Annotated in this window: 17 protein-coding genes; 10 read left to right on the top strand and 7 right to left on the bottom strand. The window is 58.4% G+C overall.

Annotation, left to right across the window (positions count from 1 at the left end; all coding sequences use genetic code 11):
- Positions 1-7: 7 nt before the first annotated feature.
- The 10 genes from ACZRJ6_RS22660 to ACZRJ6_RS22615 all read left to right on the top strand — a co-directional run bounded on the left by ACZRJ6_RS22660 (position 8) and on the right by ACZRJ6_RS22615 (position 14,950).
- Entirely contained in the window at positions 8-1,441 is a 1,434-nt protein-coding gene (locus tag ACZRJ6_RS22660; RefSeq protein WP_463970184.1) for a sigma-54-dependent transcriptional regulator, read from the top strand.
- Between the two features lie 724 nt (positions 1,442-2,165).
- Entirely contained in the window at positions 2,166-3,572 is a 1,407-nt protein-coding gene (locus tag ACZRJ6_RS22655; protein WP_463970183.1) for a polynucleotide adenylyltransferase PcnB, read from the top strand.
- A gap of 5 nt (positions 3,573-3,577) precedes the next feature.
- Positions 3,578-4,075, top strand: a complete 498-nt coding sequence (gene folK, locus ACZRJ6_RS22650; protein WP_463970182.1) for a 2-amino-4-hydroxy-6-hydroxymethyldihydropteridine diphosphokinase — start codon at positions 3,578-3,580, stop codon at positions 4,073-4,075.
- A gap of 215 nt (positions 4,076-4,290) precedes the next feature.
- A complete protein-coding gene (gene panB / locus ACZRJ6_RS22645; protein WP_463970181.1) occupies positions 4,291-5,091 on the top strand; it encodes a 3-methyl-2-oxobutanoate hydroxymethyltransferase in 801 nt (266 codons plus the stop codon).
- The gene (gene panC / locus ACZRJ6_RS22640) at positions 5,088-5,939 is read left to right on the top strand and encodes a pantoate--beta-alanine ligase (protein ID WP_463970180.1); all 852 of its coding nucleotides are present in this window, start codon (positions 5,088-5,090) and stop codon (positions 5,937-5,939) included. Before panB ends, panC begins: the two co-directional genes overlap by 4 nt.
- Positions 5,940-6,200: 261 nt before the next feature.
- Positions 6,201-7,865 carry a glucose-6-phosphate isomerase gene (gene pgi / locus ACZRJ6_RS22635; RefSeq protein WP_463970179.1) on the top strand — a complete coding sequence of 555 codons (1,665 nt, stop codon included), beginning with the start codon at positions 6,201-6,203 and terminating at the stop codon, positions 7,863-7,865.
- Between the two features lie 106 nt (positions 7,866-7,971).
- A complete protein-coding gene (acs, locus tag ACZRJ6_RS22630) occupies positions 7,972-9,909 on the top strand; it encodes an acetate--CoA ligase (RefSeq protein WP_463970178.1) in 1,938 nt (645 codons plus the stop codon).
- A gap of 16 nt (positions 9,910-9,925) precedes the next feature.
- A complete protein-coding gene (locus tag ACZRJ6_RS22625; RefSeq protein WP_463970177.1) occupies positions 9,926-10,795 on the top strand; it encodes an oxygenase MpaB family protein in 870 nt (289 codons plus the stop codon).
- Between the two features lie 99 nt (positions 10,796-10,894).
- Positions 10,895-11,911 (top strand): class I SAM-dependent rRNA methyltransferase, encoded by a 1,017-nt coding sequence (locus tag ACZRJ6_RS22620; RefSeq protein ID WP_463970176.1) that lies wholly within the window; start codon positions 10,895-10,897, stop codon positions 11,909-11,911.
- A gap of 108 nt (positions 11,912-12,019) precedes the next feature.
- A complete protein-coding gene (locus tag ACZRJ6_RS22615) occupies positions 12,020-14,950 on the top strand; it encodes a DUF748 domain-containing protein (RefSeq protein WP_463970175.1) in 2,931 nt (976 codons plus the stop codon).
- Positions 14,951-15,262: 312 nt separating this feature from the next.
- Here the strand turns inward: ACZRJ6_RS22615 and ACZRJ6_RS22610 are convergent, their stop codons facing one another.
- The 7 genes from ACZRJ6_RS22610 to nusA form a co-directional block, all read right to left on the bottom strand.
- A complete protein-coding gene (locus ACZRJ6_RS22610) occupies positions 15,263-15,610 on the bottom strand; it encodes a BON domain-containing protein (protein ID WP_025857115.1) in 348 nt (115 codons plus the stop codon).
- Positions 15,611-15,903: 293 nt separating this feature from the next.
- Positions 15,904-18,009, bottom strand: coding sequence for a polyribonucleotide nucleotidyltransferase (gene pnp, locus ACZRJ6_RS22605; protein ID WP_133103513.1), 2,106 nt, complete (start codon positions 18,007-18,009; stop codon positions 15,904-15,906).
- A gap of 194 nt (positions 18,010-18,203) precedes the next feature.
- Positions 18,204-18,473, bottom strand: coding sequence for a 30S ribosomal protein S15 (gene rpsO, locus ACZRJ6_RS22600; RefSeq protein ID WP_003176135.1), 270 nt, complete (start codon positions 18,471-18,473; stop codon positions 18,204-18,206).
- Between the two features lie 159 nt (positions 18,474-18,632).
- A complete protein-coding gene (truB, locus tag ACZRJ6_RS22595) occupies positions 18,633-19,550 on the bottom strand; it encodes a tRNA pseudouridine(55) synthase TruB (RefSeq protein ID WP_463970174.1) in 918 nt (305 codons plus the stop codon).
- 3 nt (positions 19,551-19,553) lie between these two features.
- On the bottom strand, positions 19,554-19,955 hold the full coding sequence (gene rbfA / locus ACZRJ6_RS22590) for a 30S ribosome-binding factor RbfA (protein WP_133103511.1): 402 nt from the start codon (positions 19,953-19,955) through the stop codon (positions 19,554-19,556).
- A gap of 159 nt (positions 19,956-20,114) precedes the next feature.
- On the bottom strand, positions 20,115-22,622 hold the full coding sequence (gene infB, locus ACZRJ6_RS22585) for a translation initiation factor IF-2 (protein ID WP_463970173.1): 2,508 nt from the start codon (positions 22,620-22,622) through the stop codon (positions 20,115-20,117).
- Positions 22,623-22,649: 27 nt separating this feature from the next.
- Positions 22,650-24,131, bottom strand: a complete 1,482-nt coding sequence (gene nusA / locus ACZRJ6_RS22580) for a transcription termination factor NusA (protein ID WP_133103509.1) — start codon at positions 24,129-24,131, stop codon at positions 22,650-22,652.
- Positions 24,132-24,157 lie beyond the last annotated feature (26 nt).

Raw genomic sequence — 24,157 nt, 5'->3', positions numbered from 1 at the left:
TGAATCAATGCCACACATTTTGATCGTCGAAGACGAAACCATTATCCGCTCTGCCTTGCGTCGCTTGCTTGAACGTAATCAGTACCAGGTCAGCGAAGCCGGCTCGGTGCAGGAAGCCCAAGAGCGTTTCAGCATTCCCACGTTCGACCTGATCGTCAGTGACCTGCGCCTGCCTGGCGCGCCTGGCACCGAACTGATCAAGCTTGGCCAAGGTACCCCGGTACTGATCATGACCAGCTACGCCAGCCTGCGCTCGGCGGTGGACTCGATGAAGATGGGCGCGGTGGACTACATCGCCAAGCCTTTCGATCACGACGAAATGCTCCAGGCCGTGGCCCGTATTCTGCGTGACCGGCAGTCAGTCAGCAGCGCTCCAGCCGAGCGCCCAGCGGGCAAGGCCGTCAACGGCGCCGACAAGCCGGGGGTCGACAACAGTAATGGCGAGATCGGCATTATCGGTTCCTGCCCGCCAATGCAGGACCTGTACAGCAAGATCCGCAAAGTAGCGCCCACCGACTCCAATGTCCTGATCCAGGGCGAGTCCGGCACCGGTAAAGAGCTGGTGGCCCGCGCCCTGCACAACCTGTCCAAGCGCGCCAAGGCACCGATGATCTCTGTGAACTGTGCAGCGATTCCTGAATCCCTGATCGAGTCCGAACTGTTCGGCCACGAAAAAGGCGCCTTTACCGGTGCCAGTGCCGGTCGTGCCGGCCTGGTCGAAGCCGCGGATGGCGGCACGTTGTTCCTCGACGAGATCGGTGAACTGCCTCTGGAAGCCCAGGCACGCCTGCTGCGGGTGCTGCAGGAAGGCGAGATTCGTCGGGTCGGTTCGGTGCAGTCGCAGAAGGTCGATGTACGCCTGATCGCGGCCACTCACCGGGACCTGAAAGGCCTGGCGAAAATCGGACAGTTCCGTGAAGACCTTTACTATCGCCTGCATGTGATCGCGCTCAAGTTGCCAGCCCTGCGCGAGCGTGGCGCCGACGTCAATGAGATTGCAGATGCATTCCTGATACGCCAGAGCGCACGGGTTAACCGCACCGACCTGAAGTTCGCCGCCGATGCCGAGCAGGCGATCAGGCATTACTCCTGGCCCGGTAACGTGCGAGAACTGGAAAACGCGGTGGAACGTGCAGTGATCCTGTCGGAGAGCCCGGAAATTTCCGCCGAACTGCTGGGTATCGATATCGAGCTGAGCGATCTGCACGATGACGACTTCATCGGCCTGGCCCCACAACAGGGCGTCAGTAACACTAGCCATGAGCCGACGGAAGATTTGTCACTGGAAGATTACTTCCAGCACTTTGTCCTTGAGCATCAGGACCATATGACCGAGACCGAGTTGGCCCGCAAGCTGGGTGTAAGCCGCAAATGCCTGTGGGAACGGCGCCAGCGCCTGGGTATTCCACGGCGCAAGACCGGGGTTGCCAGCGAAAGCTGATGCAGCTTCACACCAGGTAACACCCTCAAATGTGAAAAAACTGTTACCTCAGATATTTCACGTAACAAAAGCCGGGGCTTACGGTAACGAAGTCCCGGCTTTTTTTTGCCTGCCAAAAACCCGAAAGCGCCTTTAGCCCCTATTTTGCTGGCCCGCGCAAAAGTTGGCACGCACCCTGCTATATGTTTAGTACAAGAACAATAACAAGCAATGCAAAAGACAATAAAAATAAGACGAATCGACTCACGCATAATAAAAACAACACGGCGGAGGCGCAGCTAACTGATTCTTTTGGAGAGGCGTTGCATTTGGGGCTTGCCCCGCAACCAGGCCGAGAACAACAAAAACTGCCCTAAGGCAGAGCCTGAACTGGTTGGATCATTGATCATCGCAACACAGCGACCAAAGCAATCCGTTTGCTCTTGACTCCCAATTGGGAGTGTCATGAAGGTGAAGCTTCATGGCGAGGGCGATCAACAAAAACAAGAAGCCCGAAATCAATAATAAAAATAGAGTACGCAACTACTTTCTCGGGGAGCTTCGGCTCCCCTTGTAGTTTCTACAATTTGGCTTGCGCGATTGACCGATATCACCACTCTTTTAAGCTTCTGGCTCAAGGCTTGCAGCTTGTTCCTACACCATCCCCTGACTAAATGCTAGAATCCCCGCCCATCATGCGGTCATTCTTCGTTATGGCCGAACATTCCTTCAAACAGTGCATCCCATGCTGAAGAAGTTGTTCCAGTCATTCCGTTCTCCCTTGCGTCGTACGCAACATAAACGCAGCACGCCTGAAGTGCTCAACAGCAGCCAACATTCGCTGCAACGCGCCCAGTTCAGCCGTTATGCGGTGAACATCGTCGAACGCTTGCAGAACGCAGGCTACCAGGCTTACCTGGTGGGCGGCTGTGTGCGCGACATGTTGCTCAACATCACGCCCAAGGATTTCGACGTCGCCACCAGCGCCACGCCGGAGCAAGTGCGTGCCGAGTTTCGCAATGCGCGAATCATCGGTCGGCGCTTCAAGTTGGTGCATATCCACTTTGGTCGCGAAATCATTGAAGTGGCGACCTTCCGTGCCAATCACCCGCAAAACGATGAAGAGGAAGACAGCAACCAGTCTTCCCGCAACGAAAGCGGGCGCATCCTGCGAGACAATGTCTACGGCACCCTGGAAGAGGACGCGCAACGCCGCGACTTCACCATCAATGCCCTTTACTACGATCCGGTCAGCGAGCGCATCCTCGATTACGCCAATGGCGTACACGATATCCGCAACAACCTGCTGCGCCTGATCGGCGACCCGACGCAACGCTACCAGGAAGACCCGGTGCGGATGCTGCGGGCAGTGCGCTTTGCTGCCAAGCTGAACTTCGGCATCGAGAAACACACGGCCGCGCCGATTCGCGAACTTGCGCCAATGCTGCGGGAAATCCCTTCGGCACGCCTGTTCGAAGAGGTACTCAAGCTGTTCCTCTCCGGCTACGCCGCCGACACCTTCGAAATGCTCGTGGACCTGCAGTTGTTCGACCCGCTGTTCCCCGCCAGCGCCGAAGCACTGGAGCACAACCCGACCTACACCCACACGCTGATCAGCGAAGCGTTGATCAACACCGACCTGCGTATCAAACAGAACAAACCGGTAACCCCGGCCTTCCTGTTTGCCGCGCTCCTGTGGCCAGCGCTGCCAGCGCGGGTGATGCGCTTGCAGAACCGTGGCATGCCGCCTATTCCGGCCATACAGGAAGCGGCTCATGAACTGATCGCCGAACAGTGCCAACGCATCGCAATCCCCAAGCGCTTCACCATGCCGATCCGCGAGATCTGGGACATGCAAGAACGCCTGCCACGGCGCAGCGGCAAACGCGCCGACCTGCTGCTCGACAATCCGCGCTTCCGTGCTGGTTACGACTTCCTGCTGCTGCGTGAAAGCGCTGGCGAGCAGACCGACGGCTTGGGGGAATGGTGGACCAACTATCAGGATGCCAACGACAGCGAACGTCGCGAGATGATTCGTGAGCTCAGCAGCAAGGGCGACGGCACCGGCGATGCACCGAAAAAGCGCCGTCGCAGCAGCGGTAGCAAGCGTAAACGCAGTGCTGCCGACACCCCGAGCGCGTCTGGCGAGTAAGTCCGATGAAGCGCGTCTACATCGGAATGGGCAGCAACCTGTCAGCCCCCGAAGAGCAATTGCACAATGCCGTCCAGGCATTGGCGCAATTGCCAAACACCACGCTGGCGGGCGTCTCCGCCTTTTATCAAAGTGATTCGTTACTCCCAGGCCAACCGCGTTATACCAACGCGGTCGCTGCCCTGGACAGCACCCTCGCGCCCATCGAACTGCTCGATGCGTTGCAAGCAATTGAAAACGACCAAGGCCGTGAGCGTCTTGAGCGTTGGGGCCCGCGGACCCTGGACCTGGACATATTGCTGTTCGGCGATTGGCTGATTGATGAGCCGCGCCTCAAGGTGCCGCACTATCAGATGCATTTGCGAGCGTTCGTGCTTTACCCGTTGGCCGAACTGGCGCCAGCCAGCCTGCAATTGGCCGATGGCCGCATCCTCAGCGACCTGCTCGCCGACTGCCCGTTCGTTGGTCTGGAGCGCCTCACTCCTGCTGAATCGCATCAGTAACAGCGGTAACACCCCGATCGTAACAATGCGGTAACACATCCAATTGACTTCCAGAGTCCTCCTCACGACTATAGGCGTCCCGCTGCCGCCAACCCGGCGCTGAAGGGCGCAATCCAGGCCTTATAAGCACTGTTTTTTAAGAAAGTGCGCCTGTATAAACGAAGATTCACGCGCGTTACTCGCTGTTTCCAAGCGCCTGAACGAGGACCCTTTTCATGCCAGACATTACCCTGACCACCTTGCAGAGCCTCAAACTCAAGGGTGAAAAAATCACCATGCTGACCTGCTATGACGCCACCTTCGCCCAGGCTTGCTGCCAGGCCGGAGTCGAGGTGTTACTGGTGGGTGACTCCCTGGGCATGGTCCTACAAGGGAATGACAGCACGCTGCCCGTCACCACCGCCGAGATCGCGTACCACGTCGCCAGCGTCAAACGCGGCAACGAGGGGGCCATGATCATCGCCGACCTGCCGTTCATGGCCTACGCCACGCTTGAGCAAACCTTCAACAACAGCGCCCAACTGATGCAGGCCGGTGCGCACATGGTCAAAGTGGAAGGCGCCGCCTGGCTCGCCGAGTCGATCCGCCTGCTGGCAGAGCGTGGCGTGCCGGTGTGCGCACACATGGGCCTGACGCCGCAGTCGGTCAACATCCTTGGCGGTTACAAGGTCCAGGGCCGCAATGAAGCCCAGGCGCGCCAGATGCGGGCCGATGCCATCGCTTTGGAACAAGCTGGCGCCGCCATGATCGTGCTGGAATGCGTACCCAGTGAATTGGCCGCAGAAATCACCCAGGCGGTGAAGATCCCGGTAATCGGCATTGGTGCAGGCGCCGCCACCGACGGCCAAGTCCTAGTCCTGCATGACATGCTCGGGCTGGCCCTCACCGGTCGCGCGCCGAAGTTTGTGAAAAACTTCATGGCCGGCCAAGACAGCATCCAGGCCGCCTTGAGCGCCTACGTCACCGAAGTCAAAGCCGTCACCTTCCCAGGCACCGAACACGGGTTTTCTGCATGAACACCGTCAAGACCGTGCGCGAACTGCGTGCCGCCGTCGCCCACGCCCGCAGCGCGGGCAAACGTATCGGCTTCGTGCCTACCATGGGTAACCTGCACAGCGGCCATGCAACGCTAGTCAGCAAGGCATGCCAGCAAGCGGACTTCGTGGTGGCGAGCATTTTCGTCAACCCACTGCAATTTGGTGCAGGCGAAGACCTGGACAAATACCCGCGCACCCTGGCGGCGGATCAGGAAAAACTCCTGCAGGCCGGTTGCAACCTGCTGTTTGCACCCACCGTTGAGGAAATGTATCCCGGCGGCACGACCGGCCAGACGCGCGTCAGTGTTGCGCACCTGTCCGAAGGCCTGTGTGGCGCCAGCCGTCCAGGGCACTTCGAAGGCGTGGCAACAGTGGTCAGCAAGCTGTTCAACATGGTCCAGCCTGACCTGGCGATATTTGGCCAGAAGGACTATCAGCAACTGGCGGTCATTCGCGCCATGGTGCATGACCTGAACATGCCGATCCAAATCATCGGCGAACCCACCGTCCGCGCGGACGACGGGCTCGCGCTGTCCTCGCGTAACGGTTATCTCAGCGAAGAACAACGGGCAATCGCCCCAGTGCTCTACCGCAGCCTCAGCCAGATCGCCAAGGCCATTAAAAGCGGTGAGCGTGACTTCGCCAGGTTGCGCGCCGAGCAGGTCCAGCAGATTGAGGCCGCCGGCCTGCGCATGGACTACCTGGAGGTTCGCCAGGGCCAGCACCTTCGCCCGGCAACCGCTGAAGACCGGGATGTGGTGATTCTGGTGGCAGCCTATCTGGGCGCTACCCGGCTCATCGACAACCTGCATCTGAACCTGAACTGACTGACCCGCCGCTTCCCCCCCAAAAGCAGCCCGCCTGTTGCACTGCCTGATGCGCCGGTATAAAAAAGTACCGGCCACAGCGCAGACAAAGCCAAGACAGAATGAGTCGCGAGGTTTACTGTAATCGCCCTGCGTTATTGGTTGGCGTTGACGCAGTAGACCGTAACCCATCGTTTTATACTTCCACGGCATAAAACTGGACGTTCCGGGCTTTCAAATGTCCTAAAGGCAGTCCCAGCAATAAAAAGGAAACCCGCAGCGATGGCGTACTACCGCACTCCCCATGACGTTACCGCTCTGCCCGCCTGGCAAGCGCTCAATCAACACCGCCAAGCCATGCAGGATTTCAGCATGCGCGAAGCCTTTAATGCCGATCCACAGCGCTTTACCCAATTCACCTTGAGCAACTGCGGACTTTTCCTCGATTACTCAAAAAACCTGATCACCAGCCAAACCCGCGACCTGCTGGTGGAGTTGGCCGAGCAAGTCGACCTTCAGGGCGCGATCAAGGCGCTGTTCAACGGCGAGCCAGTCAACTCCTCCGAAGATCGCCCGGCGCTGCACACTGCGCTACGCCGCCCGGTTGGCGACAAGCTGTCGGTCAACGGCGTGAACATCATGCCCGACGTGCATAAAGTGCTGAACCAGATCACTGACCTGGTGGGCCGAATCCACGACGGCCTGTGGCGCGGTTACACCGAGAAGCCAATCACCGACGTGGTCAACATCGGTATCGGTGGCTCGTTCCTCGGCCCGGAGCTGGTATCCGAAGCGCTGTTGTCCTACGCCCATAAAGGTGTGCGCTGCCATTACCTGGCGAATATCGACGGCAGTGAGTTCCACGAGCTGACCATGAAGCTGCGCGCCGAGACCACGCTGTTTATCGTCTCGTCGAAGTCCTTCAACACCCTGGAAACCCTGAAAAACGCCCAGGCCGCTCGCGCCTGGTACCTGGCCCAGGGTGGTTCGGAAGCTGAGTTGTATCGCCACTTCATCGCCGTATCAAGCAACAACGCGGCGGCCGTGGCCTTCGGTATCCGCGAAGAAAACATCTTCCCAATGTGGGACTGGGTCGGCGGCCGTTACTCGCTGTGGTCGGCCATTGGTCTGCCTATCGCCCTGGCCATCGGCATGTCCAACTTCAAGGAACTGCTGTCCGGTGCCTACACCATGGACCAGCACTTCCAGACCGCACCATTCGAGCAGAACATGCCGGTGCTGCTGGGTCTGCTGGGCGTGTGGTATGGCAACTTCTGGGGCGCGCAAAGCCACGCGATCCTGCCGTACGACCACTACCTGCGTAACATCACCAAGCACTTGCAACAGCTGGACATGGAATCCAACGGCAAGAGCGTGCGCCAAGATGGCACGCCGGTTTCCACCGATACCGGCCCGGTCATCTGGGGTGGTGTAGGTTGCAACGGCCAGCACGCCTACCACCAGCTGCTGCACCAAGGCACCCAACTGATCCCGGCCGACTTTATCGTGCCGATTGTCAGCTTCAACCCGGTCTCCGATCATCACCAGTGGCTATACGCCAACTGCCTGTCCCAGAGCCAGGCACTGATGCTCGGCAAGACTCGCAGCGAAGCCGAAGCCGAGCTGCGTGACAAGGGCATGGCCGAAGACGAGGTGCAGAAACTGGCACCGCACAAGGTCATCCCCGGCAACCGTCCAAGTAACACCTTGGTGGTGGAGCGCATCAGCCCTCGTCGCCTGGGCGCGCTGGTGGCCATGTATGAGCACAAAGTGTTCGTGCAGAGCGTCATCTGGGGCATCAACGCCTTCGACCAATGGGGCGTGGAGCTGGGCAAAGAACTGGGTAAAGGCGTCTACAACCGCCTGACCGGCAGCGAAGAAGAGCCGGCCGATGATGCCTCGACCCAAGGGTTGATCAACTACTTCCGCGGTCGCCACCGCGGTTGATGTGAGCCTCAAGAGGCCAACGTCCGTTTGGACGTTGGCCTTGAACCCTCCCTCCACAGGGTGCATCTTTATCTCTTGTCGCAAATAACAAGAATAAGGATCCCTCATGTTCGATATCAGCACGTTCCCCAACGCCGATGCCGTCCGCCGAGCTGCGCAACTCAGTCAAGAGGACTATCAGCGCCTCTACCGCCAATCCATCGAGCAACCCGACACCTTCTGGGCAGAACAGGCCAAGCGCTTTCTCGACTGGATCACACCTTGGCAAAGCGTCCAGCAATCAGACATCAACACCGGCGCCGCCCGCTGGTTTGCCGGTGGTCAACTGAACGTCAGTTACAACTGCATCGACCGTCACCTTGCGCAACGCGCCGATCAGCCGGCCTTCATCTGGGAGGGCGATGATCCGACAAAATCCTCCAAAATCACCTACCGCCAACTTCATCAAAACGTTTGCCGCCTGGCCAACGTCCTGAAAAACCGCGGCGTGAAGAAAGGCGATCGCGTGTGTATCTACATGCCGATGATCCCCGAAGCGGCCTACGCCATGCTGGCCTGTACGCGCATCGGTGCCGTGCACTCGGTGGTGTTTGGTGGTTTTTCCCCGGACGCCCTGCGCGACCGTATTCTCGACGCCGACTGCCGCACCGTGATCACTGCCGATGAAGGCGTACGGGGCGGTAAACCAGTGCCGCTGAAACAGAATGTCGACAAGGCCCTGGCCAGTTGCCCCAACGTCAGCACGGTGCTGGTAATTGAGCGTACCGGCGCGGCAGTCAATTGGGTGGAAGGCCGCGACCTCAAGTATCAACAGGCATTGGACGCCGTGAGCGCCGACTGCCCACCCGAACCCATGGACGCTGAGGACCCGCTGTTTATCCTCTACACCTCCGGCAGCACCGGCAAACCCAAGGGCGTATTGCACACCACCGGCGGCTACTTGCTGCAAGCGGCGATGACCTTCAAATACGTGCTCGATTACCGCGACGGCGAGGTGTTCTGGTGTACCGCCGATGTCGGCTGGGTCACCGGCCACAGCTACATCGTCTATGGGCCGCTGGCCAATGGCGCGACCTCGTTGATGTTCGAGGGCATGCCGAGTTATCCGGACAGCTCGCGCTTCTGGCAAGTGATCGACAAACACCAGGTCAATATCTTCTACACTGCTCCCACCGCATTGCGCGCCCTGATGCGCGAAGGCCACGGCCCACTGGAAAATACTTCCCGCGCCAGCCTTCGGTTGTTGGGCAGTGTCGGCGAGCCGATCAACCCGGAAGCCTGGGACTGGTACTTTAATGCGGTCGGCGAACAACGCTGCCCGATTGTCGATACCTGGTGGCAGACTGAGACCGGCGGCATCATGCTCAGCCCGCTGGTCAGCGCCCAACGCATCAAGCCGGGGTGTGCGACCCAGCCGATGTTCGGCGTGCTACCGGTGCTACTCGACGAGCAAGGCAAGGAAATCAGCGGTGCTGGCAGCGGCATTCTCGCAATCAAGTCCAGTTGGCCAGGGCAGATCCGCAGCATCTATGGCGATCCGCAACGGATGATCGACACCTACTTCAAGCCCTATCCCGGTTACTACTTCACCGGCGACGGTGCGCGACGGGACGAGGACGGTGACTATTGGATCACCGGGCGCATTGATGACGTGATCAACGTATCGGGCCACCGCATCGGTACCGCTGAGGTGGAAAGCGCCCTGGTGCTGCATGACAAGGTGGCCGAGGCGGCGGTGGTAGGTTATCCCCATGACCTCAAGGGCCAGGGCATTTATGCGTTTGTCACGCCGATGAATGGCGTCGAGCCCAGCGACGAACTGAAAAAGCATTTGCTGGAACTAGTCAGTAAAGAGATCGGCAGCTTTGCCAAGCCCGAGTTGATCCAGTGGGCGCCGGCCTTGCCGAAAACCCGCTCAGGCAAGATCATGCGGCGCATTCTGCGCAAGATCGCCTGCAACGAACTGGACAGCCTCGGGGATACCTCGACCCTGGCCGATCCCAGCGTGGTCGAGGGCCTGATCGACAAACGCCTGAACCGATAGGAGAACCCGAGTCGCCATGGAATTTTTGCGTAGCCGCATCGAAACCCAGCTGATGAGCCTGACGGGGCTGTCCCTGGGCAATCTGGACCTGGAAAACCCCAAGGGCGATCCAGGCCTGTTCGGCCCGGGCTCAGTGAGCTGGCAGGTCCATGGTGACTTCAGCAGTATGTTGATCGGCGGCATCAGCGCCTTGATGCTGCAGGCGTTGCATCCCCTGGCGCTGGCCGGGGTTTGGGACCATTCAAATTTTCGCGAAGACATGCTCGGGCGTTTGCGGCGCACCTCGCAGTTCATTTCCGGCACCACGTTCGGTTCCCGTCGCGACGCTGAGTGGCTGATCGAAAAGGTGCGCACCATCCACCTGCAAGTGGTCGGCCATGCGCCTGATGGCCGACCCTATGCCGCCAGCGATCCGGAGTTGCTGACTTGGGTGCATGTGGCTGAAGTCAGCAACTTCCTCGCCGCCCATCTGCGTTATCACAACCCGGATTTATCGCCAAGGGATCAGGACCGGTACTACACCGAAATCGCCCTGGTCGCCGAGCAACTGGGGGCTCGTCATGTGCCGCGCTCACGTCAGGAAGTGGCCGACTACCTCGAACGAATTCGACCACAACTGCTGTGTGACGATCGCAGCCGAGAAGTGATGCAGCTGCTGCTCAATGCGCCCGCCCCCAGCACCCTGGCCAAACCCTTTGGCTCGCTGATGATGCAGGCCGGTATTGATCTGCTGCCGGACTGGGCCAGTGACATGCTTGGGCAACAACAAAGCCCGTTGCAACGCCAACTGATCCGCGCAGGTGTCAGGCGTAGTGCGCCGTTGTTGCGCTGGGCAATGCGTAACGGCTCAGTACAAAGAGCCCACAGGCGTATGGGCCTGCTTTAAAAGCATCGCAGACTTGCCCGCGATAACTGCGTCAGCGGCACCACAGAGCTGAGAACTGTTAAACTCCTGCGCCCCCAATCACCCAGCAAGGCGCGCTCCATGTCTTCCCTGAATCAGGCGCTGCGCGCCGCCCTCGATCATCGCCAAGACCTGCTTGTTGAGCTTCACGCGCAAGGCACCGATAGCTATCGCCTGTTTCACGGCAGCCAGGAAGGCGCCGGCGGCCTGACCATTGACCGCTATGGCCCGCAGCTGCTGGTACAAAGCTTTCACCAGTCCTTGGAAAGAGGCGATCTGTTGGAGCTGCACCAAGCCATTAATCAGCACCTGGGCCTGGAACTGCTGCTGGTCTACAACGACCGCTCCCGAGGCAACTCGCGCATCGACCGCGAAGACACGGTCTACTGCGTAGAACCTGCCGCCCTGGAAGACCTGGTCGGCCACGAATGGGGACTCAATTACCGCGTGCGCGGCCGCCATGCCGGGCAAGACCCCCTGCTGTTTCTCGACCTGCGCAACACCCGCGGTTGGGTCAAGGATCACAGTGCCGGCAAAAGCGTACTGAACCTGTTCGCTTACACCTGCGGCGTGGGCCTGAGCGCAGCGGCCGGTGGCGCCCGTGAAGTGTGCAACCTGGATTTCGCCGAGAGCAACCTCGCGGTCGGTCGCGAAAACGGTCAGCTCAACCCGCAACTGCCGGCCATGGAGTTTGTGCAATCGGACTACTTCCCGGCAATCCGCCAGTTGGCTGGCCTGCCGATCACTCAGCGGCGCGGCCAGAAGCTACCGAGTTATCCACGCCTGGAGCAACGCCAATACGACCTGGTGTTACTCGACCCGCCAGCCTGGGCCAAAAGCGCCTTCGGCACCGTCGACCTGCTGCGTGACTATCAAAGCCTGCTCAAGCCGGCGCTGCTGGCGACGGCCGATAGTGGCGTGCTGATCTGCTGCAACAACCTGGCAAAAGTCAGCATGGATGACTGGCGTGAGCAGGTACTGCGTTGCGCTGAAAAAGCCGGGCGTACGGTCCGCGACTGGAAAATCATGACCCCGGGCGCGGACTTTCCCTCACAAGACCAGCAGCCACCGCTAAAGACCCTGATCCTGCAACTGTAGGACTTGTCCAAAAAGTATCCGCCTACAGTAATAAAGGCGCTGTTCTTCGGAACCGTAAACCCGTGCCATACTCCAAGGCACTCCTAATCGACGTAGATGGCGCCTCACATGCCCAAAGGATTGATACGCGCCGCTGGCGCCTTGCTGACCGCCCTTGCACTCTACAGCTTGCTGGGCTTCCTGATTCTGCCCGGTATTGCCCTTCGCGTAGCCAACCAACAGTTGGCCAATTACGCCACGGTGCCAGCGCGCATCGAGCGGATCGAGCTCAACCCGTTCAGCCTTGAATTAACCCTCTGGGGCCTGAAAATCGGCGACCCGGGCAAAGAGCAGGTGGGCTTTGAACGCCTGTATGCCAATCTGCAGATCGACAGTCTCTGGATGCGCGCCCTGCACTTGGCGGACGTACAACTGGATAAGCCGAAGACCGAACTGCTGTTCGACAAGTCCGGCACACTCAACCTCGCGCAGTTGTTCAAACTGCCTGCCAGTGAGCCCACCCCAGCCGACCCAGACAGTAAACCGTTCCCGCTGCGCATCGAGCGCATCAAGCTGGCCGACGGCTACGTACACTTCCAGGATTTGCGCCCCAGCGAACCCATTGAATTTCTCTACGACAAACTCGACTTCGAGCTGAAAAACCTCAGCACGCTGCCCGACGACAATGCCGATATGACCTTGGTCGCGGCCGGCCCCGAGGGCGGTCAGATCGACTGGAGCGGTAATTTCAGCCTGGTGCCGATTGCGTCCGAGGGCAAGCTCAAGGTCACCGATGGCAAGATGAAGGTCTGGTGGCCGTATGTGCGTGACGCGCTGCCGCTGGTCCTCGAAGACGGCTTGCTCAACCTCAGCACCGACTACAAGCTGAACCTGGCCAAGGAAACCGAGCTGAACCTGACCAACACGTCCGTAAGCATCGCGCCCTTTGCCATCAAGGCACCGGATGGTCGGCCACTGGTGCGCCTGGAGCGCCTGGACGTCAGCGAAACGACGGTGGACCTGGCCAAGCAGCAAGTGATCGTCGGCAAGATCCGCAGCAACAAACTCGAAACCTGGGCCACCCTTGAAGCCGACGGTCAATTGGACTGGCAGAAGCTGTTCGCCAGCCAGCCGAGCAAGCCTCAAGCAGCACCTGAGCCCGTGACTGCACCCGCCACCGCCGACTCGCCCAAGCCTCCCGCGGCACCCAGCAAACCCTGGCAAGTGCTGCTCAAGGACGTCCAACTGCGCAACTATCAGGTGCATTTGGCTGACCGCCAGGCTAAACCGGCGGTAGCGCTGGAGCTGGGTCCACTGAATGTCGACTTGCAGAATTTCGACAGCCTCAATCAGAGCCCTTTTACCCTCAAGCTCGACACTGGCGTGGGTAAACAAGGCAAGATCCAGGCAACCGGCCAGGTCAACCTGAACCCGGTCAGCGCCAAGTTGAAAGTGGACACCAAGGACATCGACCTGCGGGTCGCCCAGTCCTATATCAGCCCGTTCATTCGCCTGGAGCTGCGCAGCGGCATGCTCGGCAGCAATCTCGACGTAAACCTGAAGAGCACCGAGCCCCTTGCATTCCAGATCACCGGTCGCGCGCAGGTTGATCAGTTGCACACCTTGGACACTCTCAAGACTCGCGACTTCCTCAAGTGGCAGCGCCTGGTGGTGGAAGGCCTCAACTACCAGCACGGGGACAGCCTCTCGATCGACAAGGTCAACCTGCTGCAGCCCTATGCACGCTTCATGATCAACGACGACCGCACCACTAACGTCGATGACCTGCTCATTCCGCAGCCGGCCGACAGTGGCGCGAAGCCGGCGGCTAAATCCACAACAGGCAATCAAAAGCCCCTGGGCATTCACATTGGCCAAATTGCGATCAATGACGGTTCAGCCAACTTTGCCGACTTCAGCCTGACCCCGAACTTCGCCACCGCCATTCAGCAACTCAACGGTCAGATCGGCACCATCGACAGTCGTCAGGCCAAGCCCGCCAGCGTCGACATCAAGGGTAAGGTCGACCGCTATGCGCCTGTCACCATCAAGGGTAGCGTCAACCCGTTTGACCCGATGGCGGCGCTGGATATCGCCACCAGCTTCAAACGCGTCGAACTGACCACCCTGACGCCGTACTCGGGCAAATTCGCCGGGTTCCGTATCCGTAAAGGTCGACTCAACCTGGACCTGCACTACATCATCACCAATGGCCAACTGAAGGCGCAGAACAAGGTAGTGGTGGAACAATTGCAGTTAGGCGAAAAGGTCGACAGTGCAGACGCCGTAGACCTGCCGATTCGCCTGGCAATTGCCCTGCTCAAGGACACTGACGGCAAAATTTCCATTGAGTTGCCGGTTACCGGAGACCTGAACAACCCGCAATTCAGCGTGATGCCGATTGTCTGGCAGACCCTGCGCAACTTGGTGCTGCGTGCAGCCCAAGCGCCATTCAAGTTTATCGGTGGGCTGATTACCGGTGGCGGTTCAGAAGACCTGGGCACTGTGTCGTTCGCAGCCGGCTCCAGCGACCTGAGCAAGGACTCCGAATCGGCGCTGAACACCTTGGCCAAGGCGCTCAAGGAACGCCCAGCCCTGCGCCTGGAGATTGAAGGCACGGCCGCTGCCAGCAGTGACGGGCCTTTGTTGGCCGCACAACGGCTGGAGCGGGAATACCAGTACAACTACTACAAGATACTCCAGCGCCGTGGCGATAAAGTCCCGGCCCAGGCGTCGCTGATTGAAGTACCCGAAAGCGAAAAAGCGCCGCTCCTGGAAGGCATCTATCGCACTCGTCTGAAACAGCAGCCGCCAGCTGAGTGGAAAGACCTGAGCCGTGATGAACGTACCGCGAAGTTGCGGGACGGTTTGATCAAATTCTGGAGCGCAAGCGACGTGCTGCTACGCCAACTGGGCCAGGACCGCGCCAGCAGCATCAAGGACTTCCTGGTGGACAAAGGGCAACTGGAAGACGACCGGGTTTACTTTATCGATGCCAACCTGGGGCAAGCGGAGAAGGATGGTCGGGTGATTACCCAAATGCATCTGGATGCCGAGTAACCCCAACGACGACCCGGGCACCCCCATAGCCGTCAAGCATTAGCGAGGCTGCGTGTCAGGGCGACTCGGGGTAGGGGGCCGACCTGATGGAGGTGGTGCGGCCGTCGTAGCCTCGCTGGAGCTCGACTACTGCTACGGCTTATTCCCTCTCCCACATAGAACAGGCCCCGGCACAAGTGCCGGGGCCTGTAATGACCACATCCGTGTGGTCGGTCGCATGAACCTGTGAGGTGCATTGAGCAGATATCTAACTGAGCAGATATCTAACTCGCTCGCCGCCGCCTTCGCCTAGTCCAGACGATTTGTTGAGCGTTACTCTGCTTTCAGGCCGTCGGCCGAAACAGCTTTAACGCCTTTGATCTTCTTGGTGATGTTCACCGCAGTAGTTTTCTGCGCTTCAGTCACAGCGACGGTCGAAGACAGGGAAACTACACCTTTGTTGGTTTCGACTTTGATGTCGGTGCCAGGAATGCCTTTCTCGGTGACCAGATCACTTTTCACTTTGGTGGTGATCCAGGTGTCGGAGGTCGCTTCCTTGGCCTTGGTCACTTCACCGGCAGCTACAACCATAGGCGCCTGGGAAGTTTGAGCGAAAGCCACGTTGGCCATGGTCAGGGTCAGAGCGGTGGCAGTTGCAGCAGCGATAGCGAACTTCTTCATACGAGTAACTCCTGTTTTATAAAAAGTCTGCAGCGTGTAAACGCTGATGCTGCAGGGTTACCAGTACTATTGCAGGCGCTGTGCCAAGTTTTTATCACAATAAAAAACCTTAAAAATCAGCATGTTATAAAAATAATGATTTTCGAAATCGTGCAATTTGCATGAAGCCAATTGTAGCTGCATGCAAGTTGCGGTTTTTGAGTTTGGCTAAACAGCTGATTTCATGGCACTTTCCTGCAGACATGAAAAAGGGACTCCGAAGAGTCCCTTTTCAGCGTACAGCTACGGGGTGATTAAACGCCCGACGCCTTGGCTGCTGCAACGTCCTTGATGGACAGCTTGATACGACCGCGGTTGTCCACGTCCAGTACCAGCACTTCCACTTCCTGGCCTTCTTTCAGAATGTCGGTCACTTTCTCAACGCGAGCATCGCTCAGCATGGAGATGTGAACCAGACCGTCCTTGCCCGGCAGGATGTTGACGAATGCGCCGAAGTCGACGATGCGCTCAACCTTACCAACGTAGATCTTGCCGATCTCGGCTTCGGCAGTGATGCCAAGAACGCGCTGACGCGCGGCTTCTGCGGCTTCCTTGGTTTCGCCGAAGATCTTGATCGAGCCGTCGTCTTCGATGTCGATCGAAGCCTTGGTCTCTTCACAGATCGCACGAATAGTCGCGCCGCCTTTACCGATGACATCACGGATTTTGTCGGTGTCGATTTTCATCGCGATCATGGTCGGAGCATTTTCCGACAGCTCGGTACGGGACTGAGCAATGATCTGGTTCATCTGACCGAGGATGTTCAGGCGCGCTTCCAGGGCTTGGCCCAGAGCGATTTCCATGATTTCTTCGGTGATGCCTTTGATCTTGATGTCCATCTGCAGCGCGGTAACACCTTTGGCGGTACCGGCTACCTTGAAGTCCATGTCGCCCAAGTGGTCTTCGTCACCCAGGATGTCGGTCAGGACGGCGAATTTCTCGCCTTCTTTAACCAGACCCATGGCGATACCGGCAACTGGGGCCTTCATTGGCACACCAGCGTCCATCAGAGCCAGGGAAGCACCGCAGACCGAAGCCATGGAGCTGGAACCGTTGGACTCGGTGATTTCCGATACGACGCGGATGGTGTACGGGAACACGTCAGCAGCAGGCAACATGGCCTGAACCGAGCGACGAGCCAGACGGCCGTGACCGATTTCGCGACGACCAGCACCGCCCATACGACCACACTCGCCCACCGAGAACGGAGGGAAGTTGTAGTGCAGCATGAAGGGGTCTTTTTTCTCGCCTTCCAGGGTGTCCAGCAGCTGTGCGTCACGGGCAGTACCCAGAGTCGCGACTACCAGAGCCTGAGTTTCGCCACGGGTGAACAGAGCCGAGCCGTGGGTTTTAGGCAGAACACCGACTTCGATGTTCAGCGGACGTACGGTCTTGGTGTCGCGGCCGTCGATACGTGGCTTGCCATTAACGATGTTTTCGCGAACGGTGCGGTATTCGATTTCACCGAAAGCGGCTTTGACTTCGCTGGAGGTCGGCTGACCTTCTTCACCGGACAGCTTGGCAACAACCTGATCTTTCAGCTCGCCTAGGCGAGCGTAACGGTCGGCCTTGATGGTGATGGTGTAAGCCTGGGAGATCGCGTCGCCGAACTCGGAACGGATAGCGCCCAGCAGAGCAGTGGCTTCTGGCTTTGGAGCCCAGGTCCAGGTTGGCTTGGCTGCTTCGGCGGCCAGTTCTTTGATGGCGTTGATCACCACCTGGAACTCGTCGTGAGCAAACAGTACCGCGCCCAGCATCTGGTCTTCGGTCAGCTCTTTGGCTTCCGATTCAACCATCAGAACGGCTTCCGACGTACCGGCAACGACCATGTCCAGGCTCGAAGCTTTCAGTTGTTCGTAAGTCGGGTTCAGCAGGTAGCCAGTGCTTTCGTGGAATGCAACGCGGGCACAGCCGATAGGACCATCAAAAGGAATACCGGAGATTGCCAGTGCAGCCGAAGTACCGATCATCGCAGCGATGTCCGGATCAATTTTTTTGCTGGTAGAAACGACGGTGCAGACAACCTGCACTTCGTTCATGAAGCCTTCTGGGAACAGCGGACGGATCGGACGGTCGATCAGTCGGGAAGTCAGGGTTTCTTTCTCGGAAGGACGGCCTTCACGCTTGAAGAAACCGCCAGGGATCTTACCGGCAGCGTAAGTCTTTTCCTGGTAGTGGACAGACAGAGGGAAGAAGCCCTTGCCTGGATCGGCTTGCTTGGCACCAACAACGGTCACCAATACGCTGACGTCGTCGTCAACGGTGACCAGCACTGCGCCGGAGGCCTGACGGGCGATACGGCCTGTCTCGAGGGTAACGGTCGACTGACCGAACTGGAATTTTTTGATTACCGGGTTCACGGTGTCCTACCTTCTTTGTGGCTCTTGGGGAACTTGTCTTCTTGCGAAATTCTTGGGCAATGTCGGGAGTCGGCCCAACGCCTGTCCAGGGTAAAACGTGTATCCAGATAAAACTTGAGGCTGGGAGCCTGCCATGGGCCAGCGGGAATCCCACTGACACACGACAGACAGCCAACCTCTAGCGCAATCGCTGATTAGCGACGCAGACCCAGGCGACCGATCAGAGCCTGGTAACGGCCCAGATCTTTACCTTTCAGGTAATCCAGCAGCTTACGACGCTGGTTTACCATACGGATCAGACCACGACGGGAGTGGTGATCTTTACCGTTGGCCTTGAAGTGACCTTGCAGTTTGTTGATGTTGTGGGTCAGCAGTGCAACTTGCACTTCTGGCGAACCAGTGTCACCAACAGCTTGCTGGTAGTCAGCTACGATTTGAGCTTTTTCTTGAACGTCGAGAGCCATGAGGCAATCCTTTTATCAGGAAACCATCCAAGGGACAGTTTCAACAGGCCAGGGACAAATCCCTGTATCTAAAAATGAGTAGTGACCGTGCCTGCTAACAGCCACCCTCGTTCCAGTTTGTATAAAAGCTGCTGCGCTTTTACCTCAAACTGGTTCCGGTCATTCTGACCGAATCAGTCGACGCGGCGCGATTCGCCCGTCTTCGCTCACTTCACCGATACCGATAAAGCGACCGTTATGATCCTGTACCCGCACCATGCCGAACTTCGGGGCATCCGGGGCGCGTACCGGTTGGCCGTTAAGCCAATAGAACGCGCTGTGCTCCGAGAAGTGCAGCAATGGCCAATCCAGCAAACCGCTGTCCGATGGCATCAGGAAGCGATCAACCGCCTCGTTGCCGCCTTCGGCATGTACGGCTTCCAGCTCTTCCAGCGTGACCGTCTGGGCCAAGGTGAAAGGGCCTGCCTGGGTCCGTCGCAGTTCTGCAACGTATGCGCCACAGCCTAATTGCTCACCAATATCTTCCACCAGGGTACGGATATAGGTGCCTTTGCTGCAGTCCACCGCCAACCGGGCAGTGTCGCCTTCGCAGGCGAGCAATTCCAAGCGCGCAATAGTAACAGAACGCGGTTCGCGCTCCACCACTTCCCCAGCACGCGCCAGCTTGTAAAGGGGTTGGCCATCACGCTTGAGCGCCGAGTACATCGGCGGTATCTGACTGATTTTCCCACGAAAAGCGGGCAAAGCAGCTTCAATATCAGCACGACCAACGGTCACGTCACGAACCCGCAAAACATCACCTTCGGCGTCTGCCGTGGTGGTCGTCTTGCCCAGTTGCGCCAGGGTTTCGTAACCCTTATCGGAATCAAGCAGGTATTGCGAAAACTTGGTGGCCTCGCCAAAGCACAATGGCAGCACGCCAGTGGCCAGGGGATCGAGACTACCGGTGTGCCCTGCCTTCTCGGCATTGAGCAGCCAGCGCACTTTCTGCAAGGCAGCATTGGAGGTAAAGCCAATGGGCTTATCGAGCAGAATGATGCCGCTGACGTTACGACGGATACGTTTGACCTGAGCCACCGATTACTCCTTGGCGTCTTCAGGTGTGGCCGATTCCGGGCGCTGGCTGTCTTCAGCCACGGCCCGCTCTATCAGTGCCGACAAGTGCGCGCCACGCACGACGCTTTCGTCGTAGTGGAAGTGCAACTGAGGGACGCTGCGCAGCTTCATCTCACGCGCCAACTGCATGCGCAGGAAGCCTGCGGCGGAGTTCAGCACCTTGATGCTTTGCGCGATATCTTCGGCGTTGTCCTGACCCATCACAGTGATGAAAATCTTGGCGTGACCCACATCGCGGCTGACTTCAACGGCGGTGATGGTGACCAGGCCTACACGTGGGTCCTTAACTTCACGACGGATCAGCTGTGCCAGCTCACGCTGCATCTGATCGCCGATACGTTGGGTACGGCTGTATTCTTTTGCCATGTCTTGTTACCTGTTACTGCCACACGGTGAAACCCATGGGGTCTGAAAGCGGCAAACGCCCGGCCTGACAAAAGCCAGACCGGGCGTTGCGTTTAGAGTCCGGACGCTGCGCCGGGCACTTGCGTGCCGCGGCCCATCGTGGCCCTTGAAGTGCGCGAGTTAGAGGCTGCGAGCAACCTGAACCTTCTCGAAGACTTCGATCTTGTCACCGGCCTTGACGTCGTTGTAGCTCTTGACGCCGATACCGCATTCCATGCCGGCACGTACTTCAGAAGCGTCATCCTTGAAGCGGCGCAGGGATTCCAGCTCGCCTTCGAAGATAACGATGTCTTCACGCAGTACACGGATTGGACGGTTACGGTGCACAACACCTTCGAGCACCATGCAACCGGCGATCGCGCCAAACTTCGGCGAACGGAACACGTCGCGGACTTCAGCGATACCCAGGATGTTCTCCCGGACGTCACTGCCAAGCATGCCGGTAAGGGCCTTCTTGACGTCTTCGATGATGTCGTAGATGACGTTGTAGTAACGCATATCCAGGCCTTCCTGCTCGACGATCTTCCGTGCGCCAGCATCGGCACGCACGTTGAAGCCAAACAGTACAGCGTTGGAGGCCAGTGCCAGGTTAGCGTCGGATTCGGTGATACCACCGACACCGCCACCGACAACACGCACTTGCACTTCGTCGTTACCCAGGCCATTCAAGGCGCCGTTCAACGCTTCGAGGGAACCACGGACGTCAGATTTGAGGACGATGTTAAGCGTCTTCTTCTCTTCCTGGCCCATGTTCTCGAAGATGTTTTCCAGCTTGCCGGCGTGAGCACGGGCCAGCTTGACTTCGCGGAACTTGCCTTGACGGAACAGAGCCACTTCACGGGCTTTCTTCTCGTCTGACAGTACGCTCATCTCGTCGCCAGCGTCCGGGGTACCGTCCAGGCCGAGGATCTCGACAGGGATGGAAGGACCGGCTTCCTTGATAGACTTGCCGTTCTCGTCGAGCATGGCACGTACACGGCCATAGTTCGAACCGACCAGGACCATGTCGCCTTGGCGCAGGGTACCGTCTTGAACCAGAACGGTTGCAACCGGGCCACGACCTTTGTCGAGACGCGATTCAACCACAACACCACGACCTGGGGCCGAAGGGGTTGCTTTCAGTTCGAGAACTTCAGCTTGCAGCAGGACCGCTTCCAGCAGCTCGTCTACACCGGTACCGACTTTCGCCGAGACCGAAACGAACGGCGTATCACCGCCCCACTCTTCGGAAGTCACGCCGTGAACCGACAGTTCGCTACGGATGCGATCAAGATCGGCGCCCGGCTTGTCGATTTTGTTCACTGCGACAACCAATGGAACACCAGCGGCCTTGGCGTGCTGGACAGCTTCAATGGTCTGCGGCATTACGCCGTCGTCCGCTGCAACTACCAGGATCACGATGTCAGTCGCCTTGGCACCACGGGCACGCATGGCGGTAAACGCGGCGTGACCTGGGGTATCGAGGAAGGTGACCATGCCGCGGTCGGTTTCAACGTGGTACGCACCGATGTGCTGGGTGATACCGCCGGCTTCGCCTGCAGCTACCTTGGCACGACGGATATAGTCGAGCAGCGAGGTCTTACCGTGGTCAACGTGGCCCATTACGGTCACAACTGGCGCGCGGGAGAAGGTCTCGCCTTCAAACTTCAGGGACTCGGCCAGGGAATCTTCCAGGGCGGTGTCGCTGACGAGGGTCACTTTGTGGCCCAGCTCTTCAGCAACCAGTTGGGCAGTTTCCTGATCCAGTACCTGGTTGATGGTCGCTGGAGTACCCAGTTTGAACATGAACTTGATGATTTCAGCTGCCTTGACCGACATCTGTTGAGCGAGGTCGCCCACAGTGATGGTCTCGCCGATCTTCACTTCACGCACGACAGGGCCGGTTGGGCTCTGGAAACCGTGGGCGTTGCGTTTCTTCAGCTTGGCTTTGCCGCGACCACCACGACGGAAGCTGTCGCTTTCTTCGTCGGTAGTACGTGGAGCAACCCGCGGCGTTGGCGCCTTCTCTTTGACCGAAGCACGATGTGGAGCGTTTTTGCGCTCACCATCACCACTGCCACGACGATTGTTATCGTCGGCACGTGGTTTGTCCGGACGACGAGGTTCGTCGCGCTTACGAGCGTCAGCTGCAGGGGCTGGTGCTGTGGCAACCGGAGCGGCCTCACGCACAGCCTCTACAGGTGCAGCAGGTGCCGCAACTGCATCAGTACCAGCCGGCTGGCGACGCGCTTCTTCTTCGGCGCGACGCTTGGTTTCTTCTTCAGCCTTCTGACGAGCAGTATTTTCTACTGCGCGACGTTCTTCCAGTTCACGTTTGCGCTCGGCTTCGATTTCTTCCGGGCTGCGCTGTACGAAGACTTTCTTCTTGCGTACTTCAACGCTGATGCTCTTGCTACCAGCAACACGCAAGGTGCTGGTGGTTTTGCGCTGCAATGTAATCTTGCGCGGTTCTTCCACTTTCGCCTTGTGGCTGCTCTTCAAGTGAGTCAGCAAAGACTGCTTCTCACTATCGCTCACACCTTCATCGGCGGCGGTGTGCGGCAGACCTGCCTCACGCATCTGCTGCAACAGGCGCTCTACCGGTGTTTTGACCTCATCGGCCAGTTGTTTCACCGTGACTTGCGTCATGCACTTCTCTCCTCAGGCCGCGCCTAATTACTCGAACCAATGGGCTCGGGCGGCCATGATCAACTTGCCGGCACGATCATCGTCAATGCCGTCGATGTCGAGCAGGTCGTCAATAGACTGCTCGGCCAGGTCTTCGCGGGTAATTACGCCGCGCACCGCCAGTTCCATCGCCAAATCCTTGTCCATACCCTCAAGCGAGAGCAGGTCTTCGGCCGGATGGGCGTCTGCCAGCTTTTCCTCAGTAGCGATGGCTTTAGTCAACAAACGATCCTTGGCCCGAGCGCGAAGCTCGTTGACAGTATCTTCGTCAAAGCCGTCGATGTTGAGCATTTCTTCCAACGGTACGTAGGCAATCTCTTCCAGGCTGGTGAAGCCTTCATCTACCAGCACCTGTGCCAGGTCTTCGTCGACTTCCAGCTCGTCGATGAAGTTGCGCAGGATGTCACCGGTTTCTGCTTGCTGCTTAGCCTGGATGTCCGATTCGGTCATCACGTTCAGGGTCCAGCCGGTCAACTGGCTGGCCAAACGTACGTTCTGACCACCGCGACCGATGGCCTGAGCCAGATTGTCTGCGCCAACGGCGATGTCCATTGCATGGGCATCTTCGTCAACGATAATTGCCGCGACTTCGGCCGGTGACATGGCGTTGATCACGAACTGCGCCGGGTTATCGTCCCACAGCACGATGTCCACACGCTCACCGCCCAATTCGCCCGACACTGCCTGGACGCGCGAACCGCGCATACCAATGCAAGCGCCTTGCGGGTCGATGCGTTTGTCCTTGGAGCGGACCGCGATCTTGGCGCGCGAACCCGGATCGCGGGACGCAGCCATGACTTCGATCAGGCCTTCGGCAATTTCCGGCACTTCAATGCGGAACAACTCAATCAGCATTTCCGGCGCGGTACGCGACAGGATCAACTGAGGGCCGCGGTTTTCAGTGCGGATTTCCTTGAGCAGCGCGCGCAAACGCACGCCAACCCGGAAAGTTTCGCGAGAAATGATGTCTTCACGGGCCAGCAACGCTTCGGCGTTGTTACCCAGATCGACAATCACATTGTCGCGGGTCACTTTTTTCACGGTGCCGGAGATGATTTCCCCCAGGCGCTCGCGATAGGCGTCAACGACTTGAGCACGCTCGGCTTCGCGAACCTTTTGCACGATGACCTGCTTGGCGGTCTGTGCAGCGATGCGGCCGAACTCGATGGAGTCGATCTTTTCTTCAACGACATCGCCAACGTTGGCACCAGGATGCGTTTCAGCAACCTTGCTTGGCCAGGTTTCGATAGCCGGATCATCAAGATCAGCTTCTTCAACGACCGTCCAGCGACGGAAAGTCTCATAGGCACCGGTGTGGCGATTGATTTCCACACGCAGATCAACTTCGTCCTCAAAACGCTTTTTGGTAGCGGTGGCCAGGGCCAGCTCCAGCGCTTCAAAAATCACGTTTGCCGGTACGCCCTTTTCATTGGATACCGACTCAACAACCAGCAGTACTTCTTTGCTCATCGTACGCCTCGCCTTTCGCAAGCCAT

It is taken from the genome of Pseudomonas sp. C321, from assembly GCF_055407105.1.
This window is presented reverse-complemented; position numbering and strand designations above follow the sequence as displayed.